The sequence below is a fragment of the Pseudomonas sp. PS01299 genome, assembly GCF_029960145.1.
Taxonomy (GTDB): domain Bacteria; phylum Pseudomonadota; class Gammaproteobacteria; order Pseudomonadales; family Pseudomonadaceae; genus Aquipseudomonas; species Aquipseudomonas putida_A.
This window is the reverse complement of sequence record NZ_JASCPO010000062.1, coordinates 24,060-30,258: the sequence shown is the minus strand read 5'-3', so window position 1 is coordinate 30,258 and position 6,199 is coordinate 24,060. Positions and strand designations below refer to the sequence as shown.

6 protein-coding genes are annotated in these 6,199 nt (G+C 61.0%); all 6 read right to left on the bottom strand.

What is annotated here, in order from left to right; translation table 11 throughout:
• Positions 1-125: 125 nt before the first annotated feature.
• The 6 genes from bamB to pilW are packed head-to-tail and all read right to left on the bottom strand — an operon-like array spanning position 126 to position 6,187.
• Positions 126-1,277 (bottom strand): outer membrane protein assembly factor BamB, encoded by a 1,152-nt coding sequence (gene bamB, locus QMX91_RS13685; RefSeq protein ID WP_027612133.1) that lies wholly within the window; start codon positions 1,275-1,277, stop codon positions 126-128.
• Positions 1,270-1,911 carry a tetratricopeptide repeat protein gene (locus QMX91_RS13680; RefSeq protein WP_007964436.1) on the bottom strand — a complete coding sequence of 214 codons (642 nt, stop codon included), beginning with the start codon at positions 1,909-1,911 and terminating at the stop codon, positions 1,270-1,272. The genes bamB and QMX91_RS13680 overlap by 8 nt, the downstream gene beginning before the upstream one ends.
• Positions 1,912-1,952: 41 nt before the next feature.
• Positions 1,953-3,242 carry a histidine--tRNA ligase gene (gene hisS / locus QMX91_RS13675; protein WP_027612134.1) on the bottom strand — a complete coding sequence of 430 codons (1,290 nt, stop codon included), beginning with the start codon at positions 3,240-3,242 and terminating at the stop codon, positions 1,953-1,955.
• A gap of 36 nt (positions 3,243-3,278) precedes the next feature.
• Positions 3,279-4,388 carry a flavodoxin-dependent (E)-4-hydroxy-3-methylbut-2-enyl-diphosphate synthase gene (ispG, locus tag QMX91_RS13670; RefSeq protein WP_007964434.1) on the bottom strand — a complete coding sequence of 370 codons (1,110 nt, stop codon included), beginning with the start codon at positions 4,386-4,388 and terminating at the stop codon, positions 3,279-3,281.
• 3 nt (positions 4,389-4,391) lie between these two features.
• Positions 4,392-5,429, bottom strand: a complete 1,038-nt coding sequence (locus QMX91_RS13665) for a RodZ family helix-turn-helix domain-containing protein (RefSeq protein WP_097086136.1) — start codon at positions 5,427-5,429, stop codon at positions 4,392-4,394.
• The gene (gene pilW / locus QMX91_RS13660; protein WP_007964430.1) at positions 5,429-6,187 is read right to left on the bottom strand and encodes a type IV pilus biogenesis/stability protein PilW; all 759 of its coding nucleotides are present in this window, start codon (positions 6,185-6,187) and stop codon (positions 5,429-5,431) included. The genes QMX91_RS13665 and pilW overlap by 1 nt, the downstream gene beginning before the upstream one ends.
• Positions 6,188-6,199 lie beyond the last annotated feature (12 nt).

Here is a 6,199-nt window from a genome sequence, read left to right as displayed (position 1 = left end):
TGCTCGCTAAAGACCGTAGCAGCACCGCGTTTAATCAGGCTGTACGCGTCTTCGTTGACGCCCTTCGCGAGCAAGCCCGCTCCCACAAATGAAGCTGCCTGGGGCGTTAACCCCAAGCATAGTTGTTACTTGATGGTCAGGGCTTCCAGTTTGCCGCTGTTGCCATACACATAGATCGTGTTGCCCACCACCAGCGGACGGGCACGCAGGCCGTCACTGTCGATACGCTCACGACCCACAAAACGACCGTCCACCTGGCTCAACAGGTGCAGGTAACCTTCCAGGTCACCGACGGCTACGTAGCTGGAGAACACTTCCGGAGCCGACAGTTGGCGGCGAGCCAGCGAGTCGTTGCTCCACAGTGCAGTGGTCGAACGCTCGTCAACGCCTTCAACGGTGCCCGAAGACAGGCTCACGTAGACGTTGCCGAAACCCTGGGCGACACCGGCATAGCTCGATGCATCGCGCTGCCACAATTGGCGACCGCTTTGCAGATCGAGTGCCGCAACGCGACCCTGATAGCTGGCTACGTACAGCGTTTCGCCGGACAGCAGCAGACCGCCATCGATGTCGACCACGCGCTCCAGTTCCGAACGACCGGTTGGAATCGCGACCCGTTGTTCCCAGACCGGCACGCCGTTGGAAATGTCCAGGGCGACCACTTTACCGGTCGACAGGCCAGCCACCGCGAGGCGGTTGGTCACGACGGGGGCGCTGGTGCCGCGCAGGGTCAGTACCGCAGGGGTGCTGTCGTAGGTCCAGCGACGGTCGCCGGTAGCAGCGTCCAGACCGATCAGACGATCGTCCTGAGTCTGTACCACTACGACGTCACCGTTGTTGGCCGGTGGCGCGAGGACTTCGCTGGATACCCGGGCGCGCCACTTCTCTTCGCCGTTGATGGCGTCGAGCGCAACGATTTCACCCTTGAGGGTACCGATCGTGACCAGACCGTAACCCACGCCAACGGCGCCGGAGACAGGCAGTTCAAGATCTTTTTTCCACTTCACGTCGCCATTGCTGCGATCCATGGCCATCAGCACGCCGGTCACGTCGGCGGCGTAAATGGTGTCACCATCGATCGCCGGCACCAGCATGTTGTAGGTTTCGCCCTGACCGTCACCGATCGAACGGCTCCACTGCTTTTGCAGAACCACTTCTTCTTTGAAGTCGGTCAGCTCGGCCGGTGGCAGTTCTTTTTTGCTGTTGCTGCTGCAACCCGCGGCCAGAATGGCCAGAGCCAGCAATGCTGCATGCTTCCAACGGATCACGTCACGCATCCCCTTTGGCCAGGTCGTCGAGCTTGATTTGAAGGCCACCGACTGCCGCTTCATCCGACAGTGCCGCCTTGGCTTTTTGATACGCGGTGTTCGCCTCGTCGGTACGACCCAGCTGAACCAGCAGATCACCCTTGAGTTCTTCGCGAGTGGCCAGGAACGCCTTGTCGGCATCGCCGTCGAGCAGCTTCAGGGCTTCATCGGCCTTGTTCTGCGCACCCAGCACCTGCGCCAGACGCTGACGGGCGATTTCGCCCAGCGCCGGGTTGGCCGGTTTGGCAACGATGGCTTTGAGTTCAGTCGCAGCGTCGTCCAGCTTGCCGCTGTCGACCGCTACTTTGGCCACGAACAGGCTGCCGTACTGCGCGTACGCGGTGCCGCCGAATTCGCTGTTGAGCTTGCCGGCCAGATCCGCAACGCGGGCAGCGTCAGGCTTGCCGTCCGGGGTCAGCGTGGTTTCCAGCAGTTGCTGATAGAGCACCGAGGCGCCTTGCGACTGGTTGCTCTGATACTTGTGAAAAGCCTGCCAGCCGAACACGATGACCAGCGCCAACAGGCCGCCAGTGACCAGAGGTTTGCCGTTGCGTGTCCACCAGTCCTTCAAATCCGCCAACTGTTCGTCTTCGGTACTCGACACCCCAATACTCCTTAATCGCTAAATCGGCTGTTTAGACAGCTTCAACCCTGCACGACGCAGGTGGCCAGGTGAGCGGCAAGCGCATCCCAGGCAATGCTTTGTTGTTCGCCCTGGCCACGCAGGGGTTTGAAACCTACCACTTGCTGGGCCATTTCGTCGTCACCCAGGATCAGTGCGTACAGCGCACCGCTCTTGTCGGCTTTCTTGAACTGGCTTTTGAAGCTGCCGGCGCCGGCATTGACTTGCAGACGCAGGTTTGGAAGCTGGTCACGCACACGCTCGGCCAGGGCCAGACCGGCCAGTTCGGCCTCCTCGCCAAAGGCGCAGAGGTAAACGTCGACCTGACGGGAGATTTCTTCCGGGATCTGCTCCAGGGTTTCGAGCATCAACACCAGACGCTCGATGCCCATGGCGAAACCCACGCCTGTAGTCGGCTTGCCGCCCATCTGCTCGACCAGACCGTCGTAACGACCGCCCGCGCAGACCGTGCCCTGAGCGCCGAGCTTGTCGGTGACCCATTCGAATACGGTTTTGCTGTAGTAATCGAGGCCGCGCACCAGTTTCGGGTTGAGCACGTACGGGATGCCGACCGCGTCCAGACGCGCCTTCAGACCTTCGAAGTGCGCACGGGATTCGTCGTCCAGGTAGTCGGCCATCTTCGGCGCATCGACCAGTACCGCCTGAGTGTCGGCATTTTTGGTGTCGAGCACGCGCAGCGGGTTGGTTTTCAGGCGACGCTGGCTGTCTTCGTCGAGCTTGTCGTGGTGCGCCGAGAGGTACTCGACCAGCGCTTCACGATAGCGACCACGGGACTCGCTGGTGCCCAGGCTGTTGAGTTCGAGCTTGACCGCATCACGGATGCCCAGCTCGCCCCACAGGCGCCAGGTCATGATGATCAGCTCGGCATCGATGTCCGGACCGTCGAGGTTGAACACCTCCAGACCGATCTGGTGGAACTGGCGATAACGGCCTTTCTGCGGACGCTCGTGGCGGAACATCGGGCCGATGTACCAGAGTTTCTGCACCTGGCCACCGCCGGTGATGCCGTGCTCGAGCACTGCACGCACGCACGCCGCGGTGCCTTCCGGACGCAGGGTCAGGGAGTCGCCGTTGCGGTCTTCGAAGGTGTACATCTCTTTTTCGACGATGTCGGTCACTTCACCGATCGAGCGCTTGAACAGCTCGGTGAATTCGACGATCGGCATGCGGATCTGCTTGTAACCGTAGTTATCCAGCAGACGCGCGACAGTGCCCTCGAAATAACGCCACAGCGGGGTCTGTTCGGGCAGGATGTCATTCATGCCACGAATGGCTTGCAGAGACTTGCTCACTTTAAATCCTTAAATTCATTCGGCTTTCAGTCAGGCTCAGCCGCGCGCGATGACCGCTGCGTCAGCTTCGACCTTCTCGGCCGCTTTCTCGCGGATCAGCTTTTCCAGCTCATCCACCAGATTGTCATTCGTCAGTTTCTGCGACGGCTTGCCGTCGATGTAAATCAGGTTTGGCGTGCCGCCGGTCAAGCCGATATGGGCTTCCTTGGCTTCGCCGGGGCCGTTGACCACGCAACCGATCACCGCGACATCCAGCGGCACCAGCAGGTCTTCAAGGCGCCCTTCCAGCTCGTTCATGGTCTTGACCACATCGAAGTTCTGCCGCGAGCAGCTCGGGCAGGCGATGAAGTTGATGCCACGGGAACGCAGATGCAAAGACTTGAGAATGTCGTAACCGACCTTCACTTCCTCGACCGGATCGGCCGCCAGCGAGATGCGGATAGTATCGCCAATCCCCTCGGCGAGCAGCATACCTAGGCCCACGGCGGATTTCACTGTGCCCGAACGCAAACCACCGGCTTCGGTGATGCCCAGGTGCAGCGGCTGGACGATTTCTTTCGCCAGCAGACGGTAGGCTTCAACGGCCATGAACACGTCGGAGGCTTTCACGCTGACCTTGAAGTCCTGGAAATTCAGGCGCTCCAGGTGCTCGACGTGACGCAGCGCGGACTCGACCAGTGCAGCCGGGGTCGGTTCGCCGTATTTCTTCTGCAGGTCTTTTTCCAGCGAGCCGGCGTTGACGCCGATACGAATCGGAATCCCGCGGTCACGGGCGGCATCGACCACGGCACGCACCCGGTCTTCCCGACCGATGTTGCCCGGGTTGATGCGCAGGCAATCCACACCCAGTTCGGCGACGCGCAGCGCGATCTTGTAGTCGAAGTGGATGTCGGCAACCAGCGGCACCTTGACCAGTTGCTTGATCCTGCCGAACGCCTCGGCGGCGTCCATGTCCGGTACCGAAACGCGGACGATGTCGACGCCGGCCGCTTCCAGACGATTGATCTGGGCGACGGTGGCAGCCACATCATTGGTGTCGCTGTTGGTCATGCTCTGCACAGCGATGGGCGCATCGCCGCCAACAGGTACGTTACCGACCCAGATCTTGCGCGAAACGCGACGTTTGATTGGAGATTCGCCGTGCATGACTTATTGACCCAACTTCAGGCGAGCAGTCTCGCCACTGGTGAACGGAGCGATATCGACCGGTTGGCCGTTGTAGCTGACCTGCGCGGCGCGAGCCACACCCAGACGCACCGCCAGTGGCGGCTTGCCGGAAACCGAAACGCTGTCGCCTTTATGTTTCAGACCGCTGAACAGCACTTTGCCGCGACCATCGGTGACCTGTGCCCAGCAATCGGCGGTGAACTGCAGTTGCACCTGGCCGTCGCCAGCCGCTGGGACAGCTGCTTCTGCGGTCGGCGCAGGGGTAGCCGCTACCACTGGTGCGGTGACCGTCGGCGCTGGTGTGGCCGGGGCATTCGGTGCCGGAGTCGCTGGAGCCGCCACAGCCGGGGCCGGTGTATGAACCGGTGCGGCTGGCGTGGTTGCAGCCGGGGCGGCGGGTGCGGTTGCCGGAGCAACCGGCTCGGCACCGGTCGATTCAGCGGTGGTTTCCGATTGCGGCAGGGCCAGCGCGGTTGCGCCTTCGGCCTGACCTTCGGCAACGGCCTGGTCTTCCGGCTCGTCGATCGGGTGAATCTGTGTGGTGCCGTCGGCGCCTTCGACTTCAACGTGCTCCGGGGCCAGGCTGGTCACGTCCTTGCTGCGCTGCGAGGTCTGATCCTGCCACCAGACGAAACCGCCGCCGATGACCGCGACCAGCAACAGCAGGCTGACAATACGCAAAATAGTGTGTGAAACCCGCACCGGCTCTTCGATACGACCCAGCGCATGCACGTTGCTGCCCTGTGAGTCGGTGCCGGTGGACTGGTCGAATTGCTGAACCAGAACAGTCTGATCCATCCCGAGCAATTTGGCATAAGCGCGAATGTAACCGCGAGCGAAGGTATGCCCCGGCAGCTTGTCGAAAGCGCCAGCTTCAAGATTGCTCAGGGAAGTCACGGTGAGGTTGAGCTTGAGGGCCACTTCGGCCAGCGACCAGCCATTGCTTTCGCGGGCCTGGCGCAAAGTCTCACCGGGATTAACGCGAGTCGCTGCTACAACTTCGGGATGCGCCGCTTTCATCATTGCTCCGACAGGTATTGCTGATATTCCGGCGTACCGGGATAGAGTCGTTTTAATTGCAGGCCATAACTGGCGGCCTTGTCGCGATCTTCAAACACTTTTGCCAGCCGAACGCCGAGCAATAGACTACGTGCATTTTGCTCGGTTAGCAGGCTGAAACGGTCGTAATAGTCACGCGCGGGCACATAATGCCTGTCTTCGAAGGACAACTCAGCCATTTCCAGCAAAGCGCGCGGTTGTTGACGGTTCAGCCGCAGGGCTTTTTCCAGTTGCTGCTGTGCCAGATCCCGCTGACCGAGTTTCGAGGCGGTCATGCCGAGGTTCTCGAAGACTCGCGAACGCTCAGGATACAGGGTATCGGCGGCTGCCTGCTCAAAACGCTCGTAGGCTTCCTTGTAACGCTGTTCTTCGTAGAGAAAACTGCCGTAGTTATTGAGGATTCGTGCATCGGTGGGACGCGAGGACAGGGCTTTGCGGAAATGTTCGTCGGCCAGCTTCGGCTCCATTTCGGCCTGGAACACCAGGCCGAGGGCAGCGTTGGCATCAGGATCGGAGCCGTCCAGCTCCAGCGCCTTCTTCAGCGGCACCTTGGCGCGCTCGGTCATCCCTTGCTGCAAGTATCCCAGTCCCAGCTGCACGTAGGCGGCACGCGCTTCGTCGCGGCCCTTGCTGGTCTTCATCGGGTTGTAGTCACCCGACAGGACACAACCAGCACACAGGCTGGCCATCAGCAACAGCAGCGCAAAGCGCAGGGACATAGAGATCCTCTC